This window comes from Pantoea sp. SYBGC1, assembly GCF_057197005.1.
In genome coordinates this window covers 18,175-38,401 of the sequence record NZ_JBXUNM010000007.1, presented here as the reverse complement: position 1 = coordinate 38,401, position 20,227 = coordinate 18,175, and the positions used below count along the sequence as shown (strand labels likewise).

Genomic DNA, 20,227 nt, shown 5'->3' with positions numbered 1-20,227 from the left:
GCTAGAACTCAAACTGATAGAGCAAATCCAGCGCCTGATCGAGACCAGACACGGCTTCCAAATAGAGTTTTGGCATCAGGCGATAACGCAGGGTCAGGGTCGCCAGTGAGTCAAAGATACCTACGCCATATTTCACCTGCAGTCCCGGTAGCACATAGCCGCTGACCTGAACCTGCTGGCTGTCACCTACGCCTGTGGTATCAAGCGCAAGATTACTGACGCCAAACGTCTCACCGATTTTACCCACAACCTGCCCACTTTGTGCAACCCCCAGACCCACCAGCGCGGAGGTTAATGCGTTGCTGTCGCCGTCGCTGTTCAGTCCCTGACCGCGTAACAGGTAAGAAAGTGCTTCCTGCTGCGACATGGCCGGATCGGAGAACACTTCCACTTTCGGCTCATCCGCCAGACCGGTCACGCGCAGACCCGCCGTGACGTCATCTTCAGTGGCATCCGGGTTGCGGATCGCTTCCAGATTAACATACGGCTGATCCGGCGGGCCGGCAAACTGCAGCTCACCTTTGCGGACGATCAGATCCTGCCCGTAGGCGTGGAAACGGCCTGACGGAATATTGATCTGCCCGTTAAGGCCGAGCCCGGTTTTATCCTGTACCAGCTTCAGGTCGCCGCTGAGGCGCGCTTTCAGGCCAAACGCGGAGAGGCGCACATCATTACCGACGTGGATCACCAGATTACTGTTGATCGGGATAGCGGCCGTTTTTGGCGCTATGGGTTTGAGGTTCTCATCCAGCATCACCTCATCTGATGAGACGCCGGTAGCGCTCGCCGGCACCTCCTGTACGGTGATACGCGCCCACGGCACATCCACTTTCCCGTCCAGGCTGAACGCGGCAGGCGTCGCCTCAAAAACCAGATCCGGCGAGACATCCATGCGCACCATCGGCGGCACGGTAACGCGAATGCGGCTGCCCTGCGCTGTGACACGCGCACGCCAGTTATCGAGCTGGCTCCAGTCAGCGTTCCCGCCCAGATTCAGGCTGCCCTGCTGCGTCTGAATCAGACCATTCAGCGTAGAGCTCATGCCGTTGAATACCATGTTCAGGTTAGCTGACGTCAGCGTCACCGGCATAAAGCTTGCCTGAGCGTTGACATCGCTCAGGCCGAGCTGGCCAAACACCTGCGGACGCTGCAGCGTCCCGCCCAGCCGCAGATTGCTGTTGAGCCTGCCCTGCACTTTCTCGCCCTGCGACAGCGCCGGATTCAGCATCGCCAGGGAGATGTTGCTGATGCCGATGTTACCGGAGAGCTGTCTACGGTTCTGCGGATCGTTGATCTGCACGTTGCCGTTAAGCTGGCCATTGTTAGCAATACGGATCAGCCAGTCGAGCTGCGCGCGTCCGTCACGCAGTGCCGCGTTGAGGTTCAGCGTATCGAACGCTATCGGCAGCGCATTGCCCTGCACATCCTGCACCACTTTTACGCCACTGCCTTTCAGCGCCACGGTGCCGGTTGGCAGCGCGCCGTCCGCACTCCAGTTAACGCGCACATCTCCGCTGAACAGACCGCTAAGCCGGGTGGCATCGGTCAGAAACGGCTTCACCATCGCCAGATCAAAGCGATTCAGCACAACGTGCGCCCGGCCGCTCGCGCCCGCCTCAATCGGTTCCGGTACGCAGAGCTGCGCATTGGGGTTTTGCCAGCAGTGCGGGCCAATGGTTGCGCTCTGCTTGCTGTTGAGATAGTCAATTGCCATAGCGCGCGTCAGGCGCCACTCACCGACCGGCGTATCAAAGCGGGTATTATTCAGCGACCCCTGCCAGCGGCCAGCCTGGCGATCAAAGCTGCCGTTCAGCGCCAGCTGACCTGAAACCGGCTCACCCTGAACATTGAGTTTCAGCTGATGCTGTTTCTCGCTGCCGTCGGCGTTCAGCGTCAGCAGGTTGATTTTCAGCGCCTCCTGCTGCAGCTGTTCCACGCGCAGCTGCAGCTTGCCGGCCACCTGCTCACCCGATTTAATGTCGCTCTGCAGCGTGGCGCGGCGAATCAGCAGCTGCTGCCAGCGCAGGCCGGTAGCGGTAAGATCGGCCAGCAGCTGCGGCGCCTGCAGCGTGCCGCGCGCGTTGATAGCCCCTTTGACGACGCCGCCAAGGCCCGGCAGCGCATTGTCGAGACGCGGTGCATCCACAATTGCATCCAGATTCAGCGTATCGCCCAGCTCGCCTTTTACATCCAGATAGTTACGTCCCAGCGCCACATTCAGGCCCGGAATTTTCCACTGGTTGTAGCTATTACCGCTCAGGGAGCCTTGCGCGCGTACGGCATTCTGCTTCACGTTACCGTTAAGCTCCAGCTGCGGTACGCGCAGCTGCCAGCTGCCGCCGTAAAGGCTGCCGCGCGTGGTGATTTTGCCATCCAGCTTCGCAGGCCAGTCAGGATACTGCTTCGCGGTATTGATACCGGCCAGCGTCAGCTCGCTGCGCCAGCTGATCGCTTTGCGCCAGTCCACCAGCGCCGAGAGATCGATGTTGCCCTGCAGCGCGGCAACGCGCAGTTTATCCAGCGTAAACTGCTGCTCATTGCCGTTGCCATCAAGCGTAATCGTTGCCGGTGGGATCGCCTCGCCTTTTACCGCCGTACGCAGCGACATCACATAGTCGGTAGCTTTGCCTTTGAACTGATAGTCGAAATTATCTGCCTGGTACTGCACCGGTCCGGTCAGCGGCCAGCGCAGCTGCGGGCTGGTCAGCGTCAGCGACAGCGGCAGTTCAGCGACGGCAGGTTGTGCCGTCGCCGCAAGCTGTGCGCGCACCGGTCCGGAGAGGTTCAGCCCCAGCTGCAGCTCGTCGCGCATTTCACCGCCCAGCGTCAGCTTCACTTTTTCGCCTTTAACCGGATCGATATTCAGCGCGCCGTTCAGCGTGAAGTTAACCGGCCAGTTGCCCGCCAGCTGCGCGTCACCGCGGGCGCTCACCTGGCCCTGGGGTGAATCGATATCAAACGTCTCCAGCTGCAGATGCGTATCTGCCGTTTTGGCTTTTACCAGCAGGCGCGAGAGGGTGAGATCCGTATCCCCGGTAATGCGCAGCTGCTCGCCGAGCAGCGACTGGATGGTGATATCCAGCGGCAGGCGGAAGTCAGGCAGCTCCGGCAGCAGCGGTTTGGCAAACAGCGCCTGCAGCGTTTCGCCCAGCGGTTTTTCATCCGGCTGCGGCTGCTGAACTTTCGGCTGAACAATCTCTTCATTCGCCACCTGAGCCGCTTTTGGCAGCGCAATCAGCAGGCTCTGGATACGGGTAGGATAGAGCGTCAGCGCCCGATCCTGCCACTGCAGACCGGTGCTGAAATCGAGCAGTGAAATCGCCGTATCATCAACCTTAACGTTGATATTGTGCAGCGCGACATTCCGCAGCGCGATCGGGTAAGGCGTGCTGAGATTGGTACTGCCCGACTCCTCTGGCGGCGGCTCGCTGGCCGGCGTCATTTTTTTGCTGTCGACCACCACACTGACATCCTGCAGCGCGAGTGCGTTGACGCAGACCGACGAGTGCAGCAGGCAGTTGAGATCCAGTGCGAGATGAAAGCGCCCGGCATCCACGCTGACGCCCGGCATCTCATATTTCACATTATTCAGCGTCAGATTGCGCCAGCCGCCGTCAACCTTGCCGATTGAGAGACCAGGCACCCAGCGGTCAGCCCCTTTCAGCAGCAGATGCAGACCCGGCGTCGTGCCAACCAGCAGCGCCACGCTGCCCAGCAGAACGACCAGAAAAATAATCAGGCCAATCAGGACCTTTTTCCACAGCTTCATAGTTCCGGCCCCAGTCCGACATAAAATTGCAATCCATGCTCCTTGTCATCGCCAACAGGCCGGGCGATATCAAACTTAATGGGCCCGACCGGCGAAGACCAGCGCACGCCTACGCCTGCACCCGTCTTGAAGTTGCTCTGCTTAATATCATTAACCGCTTCCCCGGAGTCGATAAATACCGCGCCCCACCACTTGCCGGAAACGTTGTACTGATACTCCAGCGATCCGGTTGCCAGTTTCGAGGCACCGGTCAGCTTGCCCTCTTCATCGCGCGGTGAAATATTTTTATATTTATAGCCGCGGATGCTGCGGTCTCCGCCGGCAAAGAAACGCAGGTCGGGCGGCACTTTTTCAAAATTATTGGTTTCAATCCAGCCCAGGTTGCCGCGTGCGACAAAGCGGTGTTTATCCGCCAGCGTACGGATCCAGACGTTCTGCGCCTGCAGGATCAGGAAGTCGACATCGGAACCCCAGGTGGTGTCAGAAACGTCGACCGAATAGCGCTGTGAATCGCCCCACGTGGGCATCAGCCCGCCGCGCGACCGCGTGCGGTTCAGGCTCAGGCCCGGATAGAGCAGCATGGTGGTGTTGGTCACGTTACCCTGGGTAAAGTGATCGAGACTCCAGCGCAGGTTAACCGCTTTCTGCCAGCCGGAGCTGCTGTCCCAGTTACGCGACATCGCCAGCGTTGTGGTATCCGATTTCGTATCGTTGAGGTCGGTACGCTTCAGGCCGCCGGAAAAGGTGTAGTACTGCTCCAGCGGACTTTTCAGCAGCGGCACTTTATAGCTGAGATCGAGCTGCTGCTCCGGCGCGGAGATATAGGCGCTGGCCGCAAGACTGTGGCCGCGATCGTTAACCCAGGGTTTTCGCCAGGTGCCTTTCAGGCGCGGGCCGACGTCAGTGGAGTAGCCTACGCCGGTTTCGATGGTATTTTCCACGCGCGGCGAAAGTGCAGCGCTGAGCGGCAGCACTTTGGTTTTACGCCCTTTATCAAACTCCGGTGCCACCACGACAGAGTTAAACCAGCCGGTGGCGGAAAGCCGGCGGTTCAGCTCGGCCAGCTCGCGTGAACTGTAGGGATCGCCTTTCTTAAACGGCACCAGATTATGGAGGTAGGCTTCATCTATCTGCGAGCCTTCAAAGCTGACGTCGCCAAAGCGGTAGCGCGGGCCGCTGTCGTAATCGATATCCCAGAAAGCCAGCCGCCGCTCTGCAGAGACGCCGAGCTGGCTCTTTTTGAAATCACCATCAAAATAGCCGTTACGCAGCGCCAGGTTAGAGAAACCGCTTTTGAATTTATCGTAGGTGCCGTGGTTCAGCTGCGATCCCACTTTTGGCCTGCCCTGCTTTACCCACGCCTGGTAGTCCGGATCGTCTTTCGCTTCGCCCTCGATCACAATGGTGCTGCCGCCAATTTTCACCGGTTCGCCGGCTGTCACATGGGCAATCAGAACCGGACGACCGCCCTGTGGCGGGGGCGGACGTGATTCAAAGTCAATCTGCGGTTCATAGTAGCCGAGCGCGCGCAGTCCCTCTTTAATGGCATTTGAGACCCGCGCCTGAAAGCGCCCGTCACTGGAGACTTCATCGCTGCCAATGGTGGACAGGCGCGCCCTGACATTTTTTTCTAAATCCCCGGTAAGACCTTCTACCTGCAGTCGCACTTTCGCTGCCTCAACGGCAGGCGCAGCAAGCAGCAGGCTGGCCAAACAATAAGCATGAAATCGCGGCACGCGTACTCCTGTTATCAATGCCTGCCCCCCTTCCGCAGGGGCGTTAATCAGTCAGGCAGGGTTTCACTTCCCCCATTTACCCATCAGCATAGCCATCTTTTAGGACAAGCGGCTACGTTAAACCCACGACTAAGCCAAATTGATAGCTATTGTCGGTAATTGGTCGCGGTGATACAACCGGGATGCCGTGCTTCTGTGCACCGCTGCGCTGCTGTCGGATAAATCTGATGTCACCGATCGTGCCTCTGGCGGCATGACAGGCGCTGCTGCTATAATCACCGACCAGCAGGCCCTGCCTGCGTTCAATTCTGCCCCGACGTTACTTTCTATTGTCGAACTGGCGCAGACATTTTTGGCACGGATAGCCCTGTCAGACTGGTGTGTACCGGACGTACCCCTCTTCGCGCTGCCCAGGCCAAAAATGACAAGTGATTAACTCAACGGATCTTTTATGCTAGATAGCCTGCTTGTCATACTTTTACTGATTGTCATCAGTTCCTTTTTTTCTCTTTCGGAGATCTCGCTGGCGGCCGCCCGTAAGATCAAACTCAAACTGCTGGCTGATGAAGGCAATATCAACGCGCAGCGCGTGCTGAAGATGCAGGAACAGCCCGGCATGTTCTTTACCGTGGTGCAGATCGGCCTGAACGCGGTCGCGATTCTGGGCGGTATCGTTGGCGACGCTGCGTTCTCCCCCGCTTTCAGCAGCCTGTTCAACCGCTTTGTGGAGCCTGAGCTGGCAGAGAAGCTCAGCTTTATCTGCTCCTTTACCATCGTGACCAGCCTGTTCATTCTGTTTGCTGACCTGACGCCCAAGCGCGTCGGCATGATCGCTCCGGAAGCCGTCGCGCTGCGTATCATCAATCCGATGCGCTTTTGCCTGCTGGTCATGCGGCCGCTGGTCTGGCTGTTCAACGGCCTCGCCAACGTCTTTTTCCGTCTCTTCAAGCTGCCGATGGTACGCAAAGATGATATTACCTCTGACGATATCTATGCGGTGGTAGAGGCGGGTGCGCTGGCTGGCGTGCTGCGCAAGCAGGAGCATGAGCTGATTGAGAATGTGTTTGAGCTGGAGTCGCGCACCGTTCCCTCTTCCATGACCTCACGCGAGAACATCGTCTGGTTCGATCTGCGTGAAGATGAACTGAGCCTGAAAACCAAAATCGCCCAGCATCCGCACTCAAAGTTCCTGGTGTGCGACGGCGATATCGATCATATCGTCGGCTACGTTGACTCCAAAGAGCTGCTGCTGCGCGTGCTGGGTAATCAGAGCATGGCGCTCAACAGCGGTGTCCAGATCCGCTCGGCGCTGATTGTGCCGGATACGCTGACGCTGTCGGAAGCGCTGGAGAGTTTTAAAACCGCCGGCGAAGACTTTGCTGTGATCATGAATGAGTATGCGCTGGTGGTAGGTATCATCACGCTGAATGACGTGATGACCACGCTGATGGGTGACCTGGTGGGTCAGGGGCTGGAAGAACAGATTGTCGCGCGCGACGAGAACTCCTGGCTGGTCGAAGGGGGCACCCCGATTGATGATGTTATGCGCGTGCTGGATATCGATGAATTTCCGCAGTCCGGCAACTATGAGACCATCGGTGGTTTTATGATGTATATGCTGCGCAAAATCCCGAAGCGCACCGACTTTGTGAAGTTCTCCGGCTATAAGTTTGAGGTAGTGGATATCGACAGTTACCGTATCGACCAGCTGCTGGTAACGCGTATTGACGAACGCCCGCCGGCGCTCAGCGTGAAAACCAGCGATGATGAAAATCCATCCCTCTCCTGATCGATAAGCGCATGGCCATGAAGCCGCAGCGCTAAAACAGAAACATCAAGGGCGCCAGCGGCGCCCTTTTTACTGCCTGATTTTAACGTTTAGTTATACTCAGCCTGCAGTCGCAGCACCTGACGATTGATTTCTGACATCACGCTGAGGTGCTGTTTATCTTTAACGCGTGGCAAAATCACTTTGCCTTTATCAAACTCAAACGCGCCAACATCCTTGATATACAACCTTCCTTTAAATAGCGTTTTCACATATTTCGCAATTTGCAGCGGATTATATCGCTGGAAGATCTTCATGCTGTTTAACTCCTGAACAGATGTAATACGCTTCGCCGTTGCCAAATGGGTACGAACTCATGAAGCGCAAATGAGGCCTAAATATAGAACAGGATTTTTGATCCGGGTTCCGGAAACATGAATTTTTTACTGAATTGACACATCATTACAGACAACTCTGTCATTCAGCTCACAAAATCCAGTATAAACCTTTGTTGGTTACAGATTTGTGGCGCAGGTTGCAAAGCTGCCAGGTTTTCGCGACAGGCGCATCATCCGCGCTTACCATGACAAAAATATGACCAACTGGTCTGATCACTAAGGAGCACTCTATGCGTCTGGCCCTTCCTCTGCTTGCGATCGCCCTGCTGTTGCCTGGCCTGGCAGCAGCACACGCTTTTAAAACCGGCGAACGCGTGCCGCCGGTCGGCATTGCCGACCGGGGCGAGCTGATCTATCAGCAGGATAAGTTCAGCTATCAGCCGTGGAACAGCGCTCAGCTCAGCGGCAAAGTACGGGTGATCCTGCATCTCGCCGGACGCATCTCAGCTAAAGAGCAAAATGCGGCGCTGATTGAGGCGATCAAGGCAGCCCAGCTACCGCACGATCGCTATCAGACCACCACGCTGGTCGATACCGACGATGCCATTCCGGGGACCGGTATGTTTGTGCGCAATAGCATTGAAAGTAACAAAGCGCAGTTCCCGTGGTCGCAGTTCATTATCGACAGCAACGGCAGCGCGCGAAAAGCCTGGCAGCTGGGAAAAGGGGGCTCGACCGTAGTGGTGCTGGATAAAACGGCACATATCCGTTTTGCAAAAGAGGGCGCGCTGACGCAGGATGAAGTTAAAGAGGTGATAACGCTGCTTCGCTCTCTGCTGCAGCCGTAAAGAACGGGAGGCGTGCGCCTCCCGATGCATTAAAACAGAGAAACGCGGAAACCGGGATTCAGGAAGGATTCGCGCGGCGTATAGTCAAGCGTACGCCCCTGCCAGTCATGCACGTGGGCTCCCGCCGCCAGCGCAACCGCATGGCCTGCGCCGGTATCCCAGATATTGGTAGGCCCGAAGCGCGGATAGAGCTGCGCTTTACCTTCAGCCACAAGGCAGAACTTTAGCGATGAGCCGATAGCCGTAGTCTGGTGTTCGCCCAGCTGCGTCAGGTACTCCTTCAGCTCCGGATCGTTGTCAGCGTGCGAGCGGCTGACGACGACCAGCGGTGGCCGCGCATCCAGTACGTGAATGCGGGTAGTCTGCCCCGCCTCCTCTTTCCACGCTTTACCCTCTGCCGCTGAATAGAGCACGCCCAGCGCTGGCGCATAGACGACACCCATCACCGGCTTACCCTGGTCGATCAGGGCAATGTTGACGGTAAATTCGCCGTTACGCTTGATAAACTCTTTGGTGCCATCCAGCGGATCGACCAGCCAGTAGCGCTGCCACTGCTGGCGGATCGTCCAGGCTGGCGGATCCTCTTCAGACAGGACCGGCAGATCGGGCGCGATCGTTTTTAAGCCCTGCATGATCACATCATGTGCGGCCAGATCCGCCGCGGTAACGGGTGAATCATCCGCTTTACGGGTCACGTCCATCGGCTGTGCGCCATCATAGACCTGCATAATTGCATCGCCTGCTTCGCGCGCCAGCTGGCAAATTTTATCTAACATGCTTCACCTCATTTTCGCAGAAATGCGCTTTCCGACCCGGAGTGCTGCTCTTCAGAGTCTGGCAGGTAAAGACCCGCCTGTCTGTTGCCGGCATCGTATTCAATAATAGATCGTATTATCAATACCATAGATTGCAAAGGGTAACTATGGCGCATTGCTGAATCGCCTGCGGTGGCGGAAAAAAAGTAAAACCCCGATATCTATCACAAATTGAACTGATAATTTGTCACGGTTTTACATTATTTTGAGAAGCCTATTAGATAAACAAGGAGAGAGCCGTGTTCAGAATGAACATGTCGTTACTGGCGCTGTGTCTGGCAGCCGCTACCGCTCAGGCTGCAACTGTGGATCTGCGTATTCTGGAAACCACCGATCTGCACAGCAATATGATGGATTTTGATTATTACAAAGATAAATCCACGGAGAAGTTTGGCCTGGTGCGTACCGCCACGCTGATTCAGCAGGCGCGCACCGAGCGCAAAAACAGCGTGCTGGTCGATAATGGCGATATCATCCAGGGCAGCCCGCTTGGCGATTATATGGCGGCAAAAGGGCTGCAGCCGGGTGAAGTGCATCCGGTTTATAAGGCGCTGAACACGCTCGATTATGCGGTCGGTAATCTGGGTAACCACGAGTTCAACTACGGCCTCCCTTATCTGCAGCGCGCGCTGGCAGGCGCACGGTTTCCTTACGTCAATGCCAATATCATTGATGAAGCCAGCGGTAAGCCTCTGTTTACGCCCTATCTGATTAAAGAGACCCTGGTAACCGATCGCAGCGGCGCTCAGCACACGCTTAAAATTGGCTATATCGGCTTTGTGCCTCCGCAGATTATGGTATGGGATCGCAATAATCTGCAGGGTAAAGTGCGGGTTGATGACATTACCGCAACCGCCAAACGCTATGTGCCGGAAATGCGCGCTAAAGGTGCTGACATTATTGTTGCCATTCCCCACTCCGGCCTGAGCAGTGAGCCCTATCATGCGATGGCGGAAAACTCGGTGTGGTATCTGAGCCAGGTACCGGGTATCAACGCGATTATGTTCGGTCATGCACATGCCATATTTCCCTCTAAAGAGTTTGCTGCCATTAAAGGCGCGGATATCACTCAGGGGACGCTGAACGGCATCCCCGCGGTGATGCCGGGGATGTGGGGCGATCATCTTGGCGTCGTCGATCTGGTGCTGAGCAACGATCGCGGGCCGTGGCAGGTGACGCAGGGAAACGCCGCTGCCCGGCCGATTTATGACGCAGCGGCGAAGCGATCGCTGGCGGCAGAAGATCCCGCGCTGGTGGCGGTACTGGCGGAAGATCATCGCGCCACGCGCGAGTTTGTCGCCAAACCGATCGGCAAATCGGCCGATGTGATGTACAGCTATCTGGCGCTGGTGCAGGACGATCCTACCGTGCAGATTGTGAATAACGCGCAGCGCGCCTATACCGAACGCTTTATTCAGGGCGATCCCGATCTGGGAGATCTGCCGGTGCTGTCGGCAGCCGCTCCGTTTAAAGTCGGCGGCCGCAAAAACGATCCCGCAAGCTATGTAGAGGTTGAGAAAGGTGAGCTGACGTTTCGCAACGCCGCCGATCTGTATCTCTACCCCAATACGCTGGTTGTAATGAAGGTGAGTGGCGCTCAGGTTAAAGAGTGGCTGGAGTGCTCAGCCGGGCAGTTTAATCAGATTGACCCGCACAGCAGCAAGCCGCAGTCGCTGATTAACTGGGATTTTCGCACCTACAATTTTGACGTGATAGATGGTGTGAATTATCAGATTGACGTGACGCAGCCCGCCCGCTATGACAGCGAATGTGCCCTGATTAATCAAAATGCGTCACGTATCCGCCAGCTTACGTGGCAGGGTAAACCGGTTGATCCCGCGGCAACCTTCCTTGTGGCAACCAATAATTATCGCGCCTGGGGCGGTAAGTTTGCTGGTACCGGCGAACCGTTTGTCGCCTTTGCCTCACCGGATGAGAATCGCGCCGTGGTGGCAGCCTATATCAGCAGCCAAAGCAAGCAACAGGGCGCCGTGCAGCCGCAGGCAGATCATAACTGGCGTTTAGCGCCCATAAAGAGCGAGACGCCGCTGGATATTCGTTTTGAAACGGCACCGGGCAGTAAAGCAACGCAGTTTATAAACCAGTATGCTGACTATCCGATGAAGCCGGTGAGCACAGACGCGACGGGCTTTGCTATCTGGCAGGTCAACCTGCAGCATCCCTGACCCCGCCTGTCACCAGGGCGCCATTAATGGCGCCCCTGCATCGGCCTACCCGTAAGGGGCGCATTAATGCGCCCCTGGTTTCAGCCCCTACACCGGCCCACCCGTAGGGGGCGCATTAATGCGTCCCTGGTTCCAGCCCCTGTACGCAATAAGGGCGCCATTAATGGCGCCCCTACATCGGCCTACCCGTAGGGGGCGCATTTATGCGCCCCTGGTTCCAGCCCCGCACGTAACCAGGGCGCCATTAATGGCGCCCCTGCATCGGCCCGCCCGTAGGGGGCGCATTAATGCGCCCCTGGTTTCAATCCCGCACGCAACAAGGGCGCCATAAATGGCGCCCCTGGCGGCGGAGCTGTTACAGGATTTCCAGCAGCTCAACTTCAAAAATCAGGGTGCTGAATGGCGGGATTGAGGCGCCGGCACCACGCTCACCGTAGGCGAGGTTGTGCGGGATAGTCAGCTCCCATTTTGAGCCAACCGGCATCAGCGTTAATGCTTCGATCCAGCCAGCGATAACACCGGTAACCGGAAACTCTGCTGGCTCACCGCGGGCAACGGAGCTGTCGAACACGCTGCCGTCGATCAGCTTACCGGTGTAGTGCACGCGTACGCGATCCTGACGTGACGGGATTGGGCCATCGCCCTGCTTGATTACGCTAAACTGCAGACCTGACTCCGTCGTGCTCACGCCTTCGCGCTGAGCATTCTGCTCCAGGAACTGCTGACCCTGTGCGGCCATCGCTTCGGTGCGCTCGCGGCGCACGCCTTCTGCACGCTCGTGTACTTCGCGCAGCGCGCGGTGTACCACATCAACCGGAACCGCCGGTGAGTTCCCTTCCAGCGCGTCGCGCAGACCTGCCAGCAGTGCTTCAGGCTGCAGACCCTGCAGTCCAGACTCCTGCAGCTGCTGACCAACCTGTAAACCGATACCGTAACTTGCTTGTGATTCGACGCTGTCAAATGAAGGGGTCGTCATCTTGATTCCTTAATCCCGGATAAAAGTGAACCGGCAGCATAGCAGCGCACGCGGCTGGCGTAAAATCTCACGCGGTGCGTGATGACATTTGGCGACGAAACAGAAACAATACGCAGGTCAAATTTTTCAATGCTGGCGGGCACTTCCTGCTGTCATTGCCCATACTGTAAAACAAGAGAGATAACATGGGCCAGATTGCCCCGCGACGTCGCCGGACGCGCACCACGCGAACGCTGTTACCCTGGCTGCAACGCTGGCTGCCAGCCAGAATGCATAAAACCGCTGGCGAGGAGGATTCACCTATGGCCACAGATACCCCGTCCCGCATGCCTGCTGCCCTGCAGCGCGTCTGGCACCTGCTGGATGATGTACGCTGGATGGATCCCCTGCCGCCGCTTCATCGCCGCGGCATCGTTATTGCCCTGATCATTGTGCTGCTGGCGTTTCTCTGGCCGACCAGCAACGGAAAATATCCGGTTGAACGTTCGGTTGAGAGTCAGCCGAAAGAGGTGCCAATGCAGGCGGAGCTTTCTGGTAATCAGGATAGCGCTTCTGCGCCGCAAAACCGCCAGCCGGCTATTGATGCGCAGGGCACCTGGCGCAGCTACAGCGTAGCCTCGGGTCAGACGCTGGCGCAGCTGTTCCGGGACAATAATCTGCCGGTTAATGATGTGTTCGCTATGGCGCGCGTAGAGGGTGAAGGCTCGCCGCTGAGCTCGCTGCAGAGCGGTCAGCAGGTGAAAATTCGGCAGAATGGTGATGGCGTGGTGACCGGTCTTACCGTTGATGGCAGTAACGGTCCGGTGCTCTTTACCCGTCAGCCCGACGGCACCTTTATCCGCGCTCAGTAAGCGCCGGAAACAAAAACGCCGGCACAGGGCCGGCGTTTTCGCATCACTGCATAAGATTATGCAGCAACTACATTCACAACCAGTTTAGCGAAAACTTCGCTATGAACCTGGAAGTCAACTTCATGCTCACCGGTGGTGCGCAGAACGCCGTTCGGCAGGCGAACTTCGCTCTTAGACACCTCAACACCTGCTGCAGAAACTGCATCAGCGATGTCGCGGGTACCGATAGAACCGAACAGTTTACCTTCGTCGCCTGCTTTAGACGCGATGGTAACGGTGCCCAGGCCGCTGATTTTCTCAGCGCGTGCGTTGGCAGCTGCCAGAACGTCAGCCAGTTTGGCTTCCAGTTCAGCACGACGAGTTTCAAAGAACTCAACGTTTTTCTTGGTAGCAGGAACAGCTTTGCCCTGTGGTACCAGGAAGTTACGAGCGTAGCCCGCTTTAACGTTAACCTGGTCACCCAGGCTGCCCAGGTTTGCTACTTTATCAAGCAGAATAACTTGCATTACCTTATCCTCTTAAAGTCGTTAATGGACAGTTGCCGATTACTGATGACGATCAGTGTACGGCAGCAGAGACAGGTAACGCGCGCGCTTGATAGCACGAGCCAGCTGACGCTGGTATTTAGCACGAGTACCGGTGATACGGCTTGGAACAATCTTGCCGCTTTCAGTGATGTAGTTTTTCAGCGTTGCGATATCTTTATAATCGATCTCTTGAACGCCTTCCGCGGTGAAACGGCAGAACTTGCGACGACGGAAATAACGTGCCATTTGGCTAGTCTCCAGAATCTATCAATTCAATCTGCTCGGCATGTAACACAAGTTTGCTCTGGCCATTGCGTGCCTGATGGCAGCTAATAAAACCTGAGAGCGTGAGTTGCGTGCCGACCGTTATATGTTGAGTAATCGCCTGATGGGCGCTGCCGCTGATAATCACCGGCATCTGACACCAGGCTTGCCGGTGAAACCCGGCCTCCTCCTGCACAGAACGATGCTCAAGCATGAACTGGCAGTGTGGGATCCCTGACGGACTGACTTTTCTAACTGGCGTCTTGCACACAGTGCCAGACAGACGCAGCTGATTTGCCGTCATCGGGAATTACTCTTCAGAATCCCCAGCATCTGACTCTTCTGCCGATTCGTTAGCGAAATCTTCGCGGCGCTCACGACGCTCGTCTTTCGCTTTAACCATCGGAGAAGCTTCAGTTACCGCGTGCTTAACGCGCATAACCATGCTGCGGATAACGGCGTCGTTGAAGCGGAAGTTAGTTTCCAGCTCGTCGATCACTTCCTGCGGCGCTTCTACGTTCAGCAGAACATAGTGAGCTTTGTGCAGTTTGTTGATCGGGTAAGCCAGCTGACGGCGGCCCCAGTCTTCCAGACGGTGGATCGTGCCCTGTGCACCAGTGATAGCACCAGTGTAACGCTCGATCATGCCCGGAACCTGTTCGCTCTGGTCAGGATGGACCATAAATACGATTTCGTAATGACGCATCGATAGCTCCTTACGGATTATTCAGCCTCCTGTCAGGGTCAGCTGCGGCCCATGGAAGCAAGGAACGTTATAGGTTGCATATCATCGTTAAATGACACACACCTCTGAATGCAGCTGAAAAATTGACGCGTAATCATACTGGCCTCAGGGGCTAAACACAAGCGCACATTTCGCCTGTTTTGCGCAGGCGTGCCAGCCAGCGCGCCTTTTTGTGCTAAGCGTGCCACTTCAGCCTGTTACGTGGGTTTTTTCAAAAATATTGAGCTACGCGTTCAAAAAGCCGTGCTGGCGCTGCGCTGGTTAAAAACTAAACTCTGTAAAAGCACCCTGAACAATGCACCGGGCGCGCGATTGATGAAGTATCACAGGTGAGGAGTCGATCATGAAAGCTGTCATTGTCGCCACTTTACTGAGTCTCTTTCTCTCTTCCCCCGCCATGGCCAGCGTTACTGACTCTGCGCAGCAGATGAGAAGCAGCAGCAAAGCGGCTTCAGGCTATATCTATGTTAACCGGCTGGATGCGCCGGCTGATAACCCATTTACCGCTGCGCAGCGCCCCGCCGATCGACTCTCCGGGCAGCGCTGAAGCCACCGCTGGCGGCTGCTCAGAAGGAACGCGTAAAAAACGCCACCAGCGCGGTCAGCGCGGCGGGCGTAATTTTATGCCCGATTTGCGGTTCAGACAAAAATGTAAGCTGACCATCCTGCTCTGTGGCGCGTAGCGCCTCTGCAAGGCGCTGCGTCTCAGCAAAGGGCACCACCTCATCCGCTTCGCCGTGCCAGAGCAGCAGCGGCCGGCTGGCAAGCCGGGCCAGCTTTGTGGCGGGATCGTAAGCGCTCAGCGGCGCCAGGCGCGCGGCAAGCAGCAGCTGCTGCTCAGCGGTTTTCGGCACCAGCGGCGGGAAGAGCTGCTCGCTGAGCTGCCGGAAATAGCCGGATCCCATCAGACAGCCGACACTCTGAATATGCGGGTAGCGCGCCATGGCTCCCAGCGCCGTCATCCCGCCCATTGAGGCCCCCGCCACCGCAAAACGTTCACCGGCAATCCAGCGGTTGTCACGCAGCGCGCGCTCCAGCTGCGGCAGCTCATCAATATTCTGACGCAAAATTTCCCAGAAGCGCGTCATGCGCAGCGCGCTGTCGCCCTGATAACGCGCCCCGTGCATCTCTGCATCGGGCATGATAACGCGAAATCCTGCCTGCGCCAGCGCCACAGCAAAGTAGCTGTAAACCTCTTTTGATGAGGTAAAGCCATGGTAAAAGAGAATGGTGGGCAGCGGAGTCTGCCGCTGACCGGCGGGTGCGGCATGAATACACTCGATTCCTGCCAGAGTCTCTGTTGTCAGTTCAATCACGGTAGCGCTCCTGAATAGCGTGCATCTGATACCGAGTGTACCTGTTCTCTGCCGGCGCGTTAGCAGATTAACGTCGCTGCTTTTTCACCCTAAACCTTTGCCGGTTTTTGCCGTTGATCGTTCTCCCCCATTCTAAATAACAGGTATTTTATGAAGCGTCTTTCTCTCAGCGCCCTGAGCCTTGGCGTCAGGCTGTCTGTATTGACGTCTTTCAGCGTCGCCGTCGTACTGTTTGTCCTGACATTCACCCTGAGCCATAACGCCGCCCGTCAGCTGGAACAGCTGGCAACCGACGATATGACCAATCAGGTGCAGGGCATCAGTGAAATGGCCACGCTGTTTAACGCTACGCTCTCCGAAGAGGTGGCAAACTACACCAGACTGTTCCAGAGCTTTTTACCTAAACGTTTCAGCCGTGACGAGAGCACCCGCGTTCAGACCGGCGAGCTGAGCACGCCGGTGCTGCGTGCCGGTCTGAAAACGCTCAATCTCGATCAGCTTGCCGTGGATGACTTTTTTGAGCGCACCGGCGCGGTGACAACCATCTTTGTCCGCGACGGCGATGACTACGTGCGTATCGCGACGTCGCTGAAAAAAGAGGATGGCAGCCGCGCCATTGGCACCCGGCTGGATCGCAGCAGCGCCGCCTGGCGCAGCGTGCAGCAAGGCACCACATGGCGCGGGCTGGCTACGCTGTTCGGGCATCGCTATATCACCCAGTATGAGCCGGTGCGTGATGAAAGCGGCAGCGTCATTGCGATTCTATTTGTCGGCGTAAAAATCGATACCCAGTATGCGCTGATGCGCGACAAAGTGCTGGCGCGCCATCTCGGTGACAGCGGCAGTTTCTTTGTGCTGAACGGTACGCCGGGCAGCAAACAGGGCACCTACCTGTTTGACCGCCACGCTGAGGGTCAGCAGCCGCGCTGGAGTGAGGCGGTACAGCAGCGGCTGCTGACTCAGCCCGCCGGGCTGCTCAGCTTTGAGGACGCCGGTGAGACCCGGCTGCTGGCGTGGCAGCAGCTGCCGGGCTGGGACTGGGTTATTGCCGGTGAGGTCAGCCGTGCCGCGCTGCTGGCGCCGGTTACGCAGAGTCGCAACCTGTTTATGGCTATCGGCCTGGCGCTGGTGCTGCTGTTTGCTGCCGGCTTTGTTTTTTACTGTCGTCACGCCCTTACCCGCCCGCTGCAGCAGGTGATCCATCTGGCCGAAGAGTATGCGGCGGGTAACCTGCAGGCGCATCTTAACTCAGCGCGACGCGATGAGGTTGGCCAGCTGGTGGCTGCCATCAACGGCATTGGCGACGGGCTGGAAAAAGTGGTGCGCCAGGTGCGGGGCGCCGCTCAGGAGATCAGTGACGGCACCGATACGATTGCGGCCGGCAGCGCGACCATCAGCGAGCAGATTGGCCGTCAGGCGAGCAGCGTGGAAGAGACTTCCGCCAGCATGGAGCAGTTTGGCGCCACGGTGGCACAGACCGCGGCTAACGTACGTCAGGCGATGGCGTTGATGAGCGAAGCTGCCGGTACCGTCAGTCAGGGCGGTGCCACTGTCGCACGCTCAGCGGAAACCATGGCGGAGATCCGGGTTGCGTCGCAGAGTATTGCCGATATCACGCATGTGATCGAGTCAATAGCGTTCCAGACCAATATTCTGGCGCTGAACGCGGCCGTAGAAGCCGCGCGCGCCGGCGAACACGGGCGCGGCTTTGCCGTGGTCGCCGCCGAAGTGCGGGCGCTGGCGCAACGCAGCGCCAGCGCAGCAAAAGAGATCGATACGCTGATCGCCCGATCCATTGAGCGGGTGGCGGCGGGCCATGCGCTCTCTGAGCAGACGCGCGATAATATGAGCCACATTGTGACGCATTTTGAGCAGGTCAAAACGCTGATGGATGAGATCAATATCGCGGCGCAGGAGCAGGCGGCGGGTATCGGTCAGGTTAATCTGGCGATGAACCATATTGGTCAGGCGACGCATCAGAGCAGCGATATGGTTATGCAGTCCGAGAGCACCGCCCGGCATCTGAGCGAGAAAGGGCATCATCTTACGGCGCTGGTCAGCCTGTTCAGGCTCAACAGCTGATGATTGCGGGAAGATGGCTTACACTTTAGCTATCTTCCCTGCACTTCCGGAGCCGTTATGTCCCGTCTGTTACTGCTGTTGAGTCTGGTGCTGTGTGGATGTTCAACGCTGCAGTCGACCCCGCAGGCGCCGCCGCCGCCCGCCTCACAGCCCCAGGAGATTTCGCGCGCGCAGAGCGCCGGGCTGCCGAAGCTGGGCAATATCAGCGCGTCGACGCGCGGTTCACCGGATGATGCACAGCGCGCGATCGCCGCACGCGCCAGCCAGGCGGGGGCTGTCTATTATCAGATTGTGATGCTGGATGAAACCTCCTTTCCCGGCCTGTGGTACGCCACTGCGATTCTCTACGGCGCGCCTTCAGGCAGCGCCGGCGCGCAGTAGCAGACGCGCGGCCAGCGTCTCATCCGGGCCACGTGCGCCGCGCCCGTCAAGCGCAAGCGCACACCACGCATCGGCCAGCGGCGGTTCTGCGACTTTCAGCAGTATCGCCGCGCTCGCCAGCCAGAAAAGCTCCTGCGCCAGGTCACGCGCCTGCGCTTCATGCGGATGACGCAGCCGCAGACGCAGCTGACGCCAGCTGCGGTCAACATGCCGATTAGCGCCTCTCACCGCCTCAAACTCCTGCTGCAGCAGCGCATGGCATGCGGGATAGCGCTGCAGTACACGCAGAATATCCAGACACATAACATTGCCCGATCCTTCCCAGATGCTGTTAACCGGCATTTCGCGATACAGCCGCGGCAGTTCACTCTGTTCGCAGTAGCCGATGCCGCCCAGCACCTCCATACTCTCCGCGACAAACGGCATACCAGCCCGGCAGATGGCAAACTTCGCTACCGGCGTAAACAGCCGGGCATAGAGCCGCTCCGCCTCGCTGGCTGGCGCTGACCACGCCCGGGCGAGCCGCAGCAGCAGTGCAGTCTGCGCTTCAAGCTGCAGCGCCTGTCGTGCCAGCTGGAGGCGCATCAGCGGCTGCTCGCTGAGCGGTTTGCCCATAACCTGTCGCTGCTGTGCATGATGCAGCGCCACCGACAGCGCACGGCGCATCAGGCCGTGGCTGCCGAGCGCGCAGTCGAAGCGCGTCATGCCGCCCATGCGTAACAGCAGCCGGACGCCTTCACCCTCTTCGCCCATCAGCCAGCCGGTGGCATCCTGAAACTCCACTTCAGCGCTGGCATTGGAGCGATTGCCCAGCTTCTCCTTGAGCTGCTCAATGCGCAGCGCATTGCGCGTGCCGTCAGGCAGCAGTCGCGGCAGAAAAAAACAGCTCAGACCGCGTGAGGTATGAGCCAGGATCAGATGCGCATCGCTTTGCGGCACAGAGAAAAACCATTTATGACCGGTAATGCGCCAGGGCTCGCCCGGCGCACGCTCCCCGAGTGGTTCAGCGCGCGTGGTGTTAGTCAGCACGTCAGTACCGCCCTGCTTTTCAGTCATCCCCATGCCAATCAGCAGCCCGCGCTTTTGACCGCCTGGCAGGTGATGGGCGTCGTAGCGGTCGCTCAGCAGGCCAGCGCGCCAGTCCACATAGGCTGCGGGCAGATGCGCCTGCAGCAGAGAAAGTGCGGCGTGCGTCATGGTGACCGGACAGAGGGAACCCGCTTCCGCCTGGGCATGCAGAATAAAGCGCGCCGCACGCGCTACCATGGCATGAGCCGGGGCATCAGGCTGCCAGCTGAGATTGTGTAAGCGGCTGGCACAGACGCCCTGCATCAGCAGGTGCCAGGCGGGATGAAACCGCACCTCGTCAATGCGCTCGCCGCGCGCATCATAGCGCTGCAGTACCGGCGGTTCACTATTGGCCAGCCGTCCCAGCTCCAGCGATTCCGCGCTGCCAAGCTGCAGACCAACCGACGCCAGCCACGCCTGGTCCCAGGCCGCGCCTTCGCGCACCACGGCATCGCACAGCGCGCTGTCGCGGGTGAACAGATTACTGTTGCAGAGAGGATGAGGCTGGTTGAATACGTGATGAGTGGTATGAAACATAGCGCCTCCTGATGATAACG

General features: G+C 57.8%; 18 protein-coding genes. 7 read left to right on the top strand and 11 right to left on the bottom strand.

Annotation, left to right across the window (positions count from 1 at the left end; all coding sequences use genetic code 11):
* Position 1 precedes the first annotated feature (1 nt).
* Together tamB and tamA are read right to left on the bottom strand one after the other, a co-directional pair.
* Positions 2 to 3,769: an autotransporter assembly complex protein TamB gene (gene tamB / locus AC2CF9_RS12765; RefSeq protein WP_484557167.1), complete on the bottom strand. Its 3,768-nt coding sequence runs from the start codon at positions 3,767 to 3,769 to the stop codon at positions 2 to 4.
* Positions 3,766 to 5,505, bottom strand: coding sequence for an autotransporter assembly complex protein TamA (tamA, locus tag AC2CF9_RS12760; RefSeq protein ID WP_484557166.1), 1,740 nt, complete (start codon positions 5,503 to 5,505; stop codon positions 3,766 to 3,768). Before tamA ends, tamB begins: the two co-directional genes overlap by 4 nt.
* A 451-nt stretch (positions 5,506 to 5,956) precedes the next feature.
* On the opposite strand from tamA, the gene paeA reads away from it, so the two are divergent.
* Positions 5,957 to 7,294: a polyamine export protein PaeA gene (gene paeA / locus AC2CF9_RS12755; protein WP_039380584.1), complete on the top strand. Its 1,338-nt coding sequence runs from the start codon at positions 5,957 to 5,959 to the stop codon at positions 7,292 to 7,294.
* Between the two features lie 89 nt (positions 7,295 to 7,383).
* On the opposite strand, the gene AC2CF9_RS12750 is transcribed toward paeA, so the two are convergent.
* Positions 7,384 to 7,590: a DUF1107 domain-containing protein gene (locus tag AC2CF9_RS12750; RefSeq protein ID WP_039380586.1), complete on the bottom strand. Its 207-nt coding sequence runs from the start codon at positions 7,588 to 7,590 to the stop codon at positions 7,384 to 7,386.
* Between the two features lie 311 nt (positions 7,591 to 7,901).
* Here AC2CF9_RS12750 and AC2CF9_RS12745 point away from each other — a divergent pair, with 311 nt between their 5' ends.
* Positions 7,902 to 8,459: a YtfJ family protein gene (locus AC2CF9_RS12745; protein WP_150018083.1), complete on the top strand. Its 558-nt coding sequence runs from the start codon at positions 7,902 to 7,904 to the stop codon at positions 8,457 to 8,459.
* Positions 8,460 to 8,488: 29 nt separating this feature from the next.
* On the opposite strand, the gene cysQ is transcribed toward AC2CF9_RS12745, so the two are convergent.
* On the bottom strand, positions 8,489 to 9,235 hold the full coding sequence (cysQ, locus tag AC2CF9_RS12740; RefSeq protein ID WP_150018084.1) for a 3'(2'),5'-bisphosphate nucleotidase CysQ: 747 nt from the start codon (positions 9,233 to 9,235) through the stop codon (positions 8,489 to 8,491).
* Between the two features lie 287 nt (positions 9,236 to 9,522).
* Between cysQ and AC2CF9_RS12735 the strand changes: the two genes are divergently transcribed.
* Positions 9,523 to 11,460 (top strand): bifunctional 2',3'-cyclic-nucleotide 2'-phosphodiesterase/3'-nucleotidase, encoded by a 1,938-nt coding sequence (locus AC2CF9_RS12735; protein WP_484557239.1) that lies wholly within the window; start codon positions 9,523 to 9,525, stop codon positions 11,458 to 11,460.
* Positions 11,461 to 11,815: 355 nt separating this feature from the next.
* Here the strand turns inward: AC2CF9_RS12735 and bamJ are convergent, their stop codons facing one another.
* On the bottom strand, positions 11,816 to 12,436 hold the full coding sequence (gene bamJ, locus AC2CF9_RS12730; RefSeq protein ID WP_071669180.1) for a BamJ family beta-barrel-assembly machinery protein: 621 nt from the start codon (positions 12,434 to 12,436) through the stop codon (positions 11,816 to 11,818).
* A 185-nt stretch (positions 12,437 to 12,621) separates the two neighbouring features.
* On the opposite strand from bamJ, the gene AC2CF9_RS12725 reads away from it, so the two are divergent.
* On the top strand, positions 12,622 to 13,287 hold the full coding sequence (locus tag AC2CF9_RS12725) for an OapA family protein (protein ID WP_150018086.1): 666 nt from the start codon (positions 12,622 to 12,624) through the stop codon (positions 13,285 to 13,287).
* Positions 13,288 to 13,343: 56 nt separating this feature from the next.
* Here the strand turns inward: AC2CF9_RS12725 and rplI are convergent, their stop codons facing one another.
* Genes rplI through rpsF form a run of 4 tightly spaced genes read right to left on the bottom strand, consistent with a single transcriptional unit; the run spans position 13,344 to position 14,784 of the window.
* Positions 13,344 to 13,793 (bottom strand): 50S ribosomal protein L9, encoded by a 450-nt coding sequence (rplI, locus tag AC2CF9_RS12720; protein ID WP_065648101.1) that lies wholly within the window; start codon positions 13,791 to 13,793, stop codon positions 13,344 to 13,346.
* Between the two features lie 39 nt (positions 13,794 to 13,832).
* Positions 13,833 to 14,060 (bottom strand): 30S ribosomal protein S18, encoded by a 228-nt coding sequence (gene rpsR, locus AC2CF9_RS12715; RefSeq protein WP_000135199.1) that lies wholly within the window; start codon positions 14,058 to 14,060, stop codon positions 13,833 to 13,835.
* 4 nt (positions 14,061 to 14,064) lie between these two features.
* Positions 14,065 to 14,382, bottom strand: coding sequence for a primosomal replication protein N (gene priB / locus AC2CF9_RS12710; protein ID WP_484557165.1), 318 nt, complete (start codon positions 14,380 to 14,382; stop codon positions 14,065 to 14,067).
* Between the two features lie 6 nt (positions 14,383 to 14,388).
* Positions 14,389 to 14,784: a 30S ribosomal protein S6 gene (gene rpsF / locus AC2CF9_RS12705; RefSeq protein WP_039380603.1), complete on the bottom strand. Its 396-nt coding sequence runs from the start codon at positions 14,782 to 14,784 to the stop codon at positions 14,389 to 14,391.
* Positions 14,785 to 15,166: 382 nt separating this feature from the next.
* Between rpsF and AC2CF9_RS12700 the strand changes: the two genes are divergently transcribed.
* Positions 15,167 to 15,370 carry a hypothetical protein gene (locus AC2CF9_RS12700; RefSeq protein WP_150018088.1) on the top strand — a complete coding sequence of 68 codons (204 nt, stop codon included), beginning with the start codon at positions 15,167 to 15,169 and terminating at the stop codon, positions 15,368 to 15,370.
* A 19-nt stretch (positions 15,371 to 15,389) separates the two neighbouring features.
* Here AC2CF9_RS12700 and yjfP read toward each other — a convergent pair whose 3' ends face one another.
* Positions 15,390 to 16,139 (bottom strand): esterase, encoded by a 750-nt coding sequence (gene yjfP / locus AC2CF9_RS12695; RefSeq protein WP_150018089.1) that lies wholly within the window; start codon positions 16,137 to 16,139, stop codon positions 15,390 to 15,392.
* A 150-nt stretch (positions 16,140 to 16,289) separates the two neighbouring features.
* Here yjfP and AC2CF9_RS12690 point away from each other — a divergent pair, with 150 nt between their 5' ends.
* Both AC2CF9_RS12690 and bsmA read left to right on the top strand, forming a co-directional pair.
* On the top strand, positions 16,290 to 18,221 hold the full coding sequence (locus AC2CF9_RS12690) for a methyl-accepting chemotaxis protein (RefSeq protein WP_484557164.1): 1,932 nt from the start codon (positions 16,290 to 16,292) through the stop codon (positions 18,219 to 18,221).
* Positions 18,222 to 18,278: 57 nt separating this feature from the next.
* Complete coding sequence (bsmA, locus tag AC2CF9_RS12685; RefSeq protein ID WP_039380612.1) at positions 18,279 to 18,602, top strand: biofilm peroxide resistance protein BsmA; 324 nt, start codon at positions 18,279 to 18,281, stop codon at positions 18,600 to 18,602.
* Here bsmA and AC2CF9_RS12680 read toward each other — a convergent pair.
* On the bottom strand, positions 18,579 to 20,207 hold the full coding sequence (locus AC2CF9_RS12680; protein ID WP_484557163.1) for an isovaleryl-CoA dehydrogenase: 1,629 nt from the start codon (positions 20,205 to 20,207) through the stop codon (positions 18,579 to 18,581). The two genes, bsmA and AC2CF9_RS12680, sit on opposite strands and share 24 nt — an antisense overlap.
* Positions 20,208 to 20,227 lie beyond the last annotated feature (20 nt).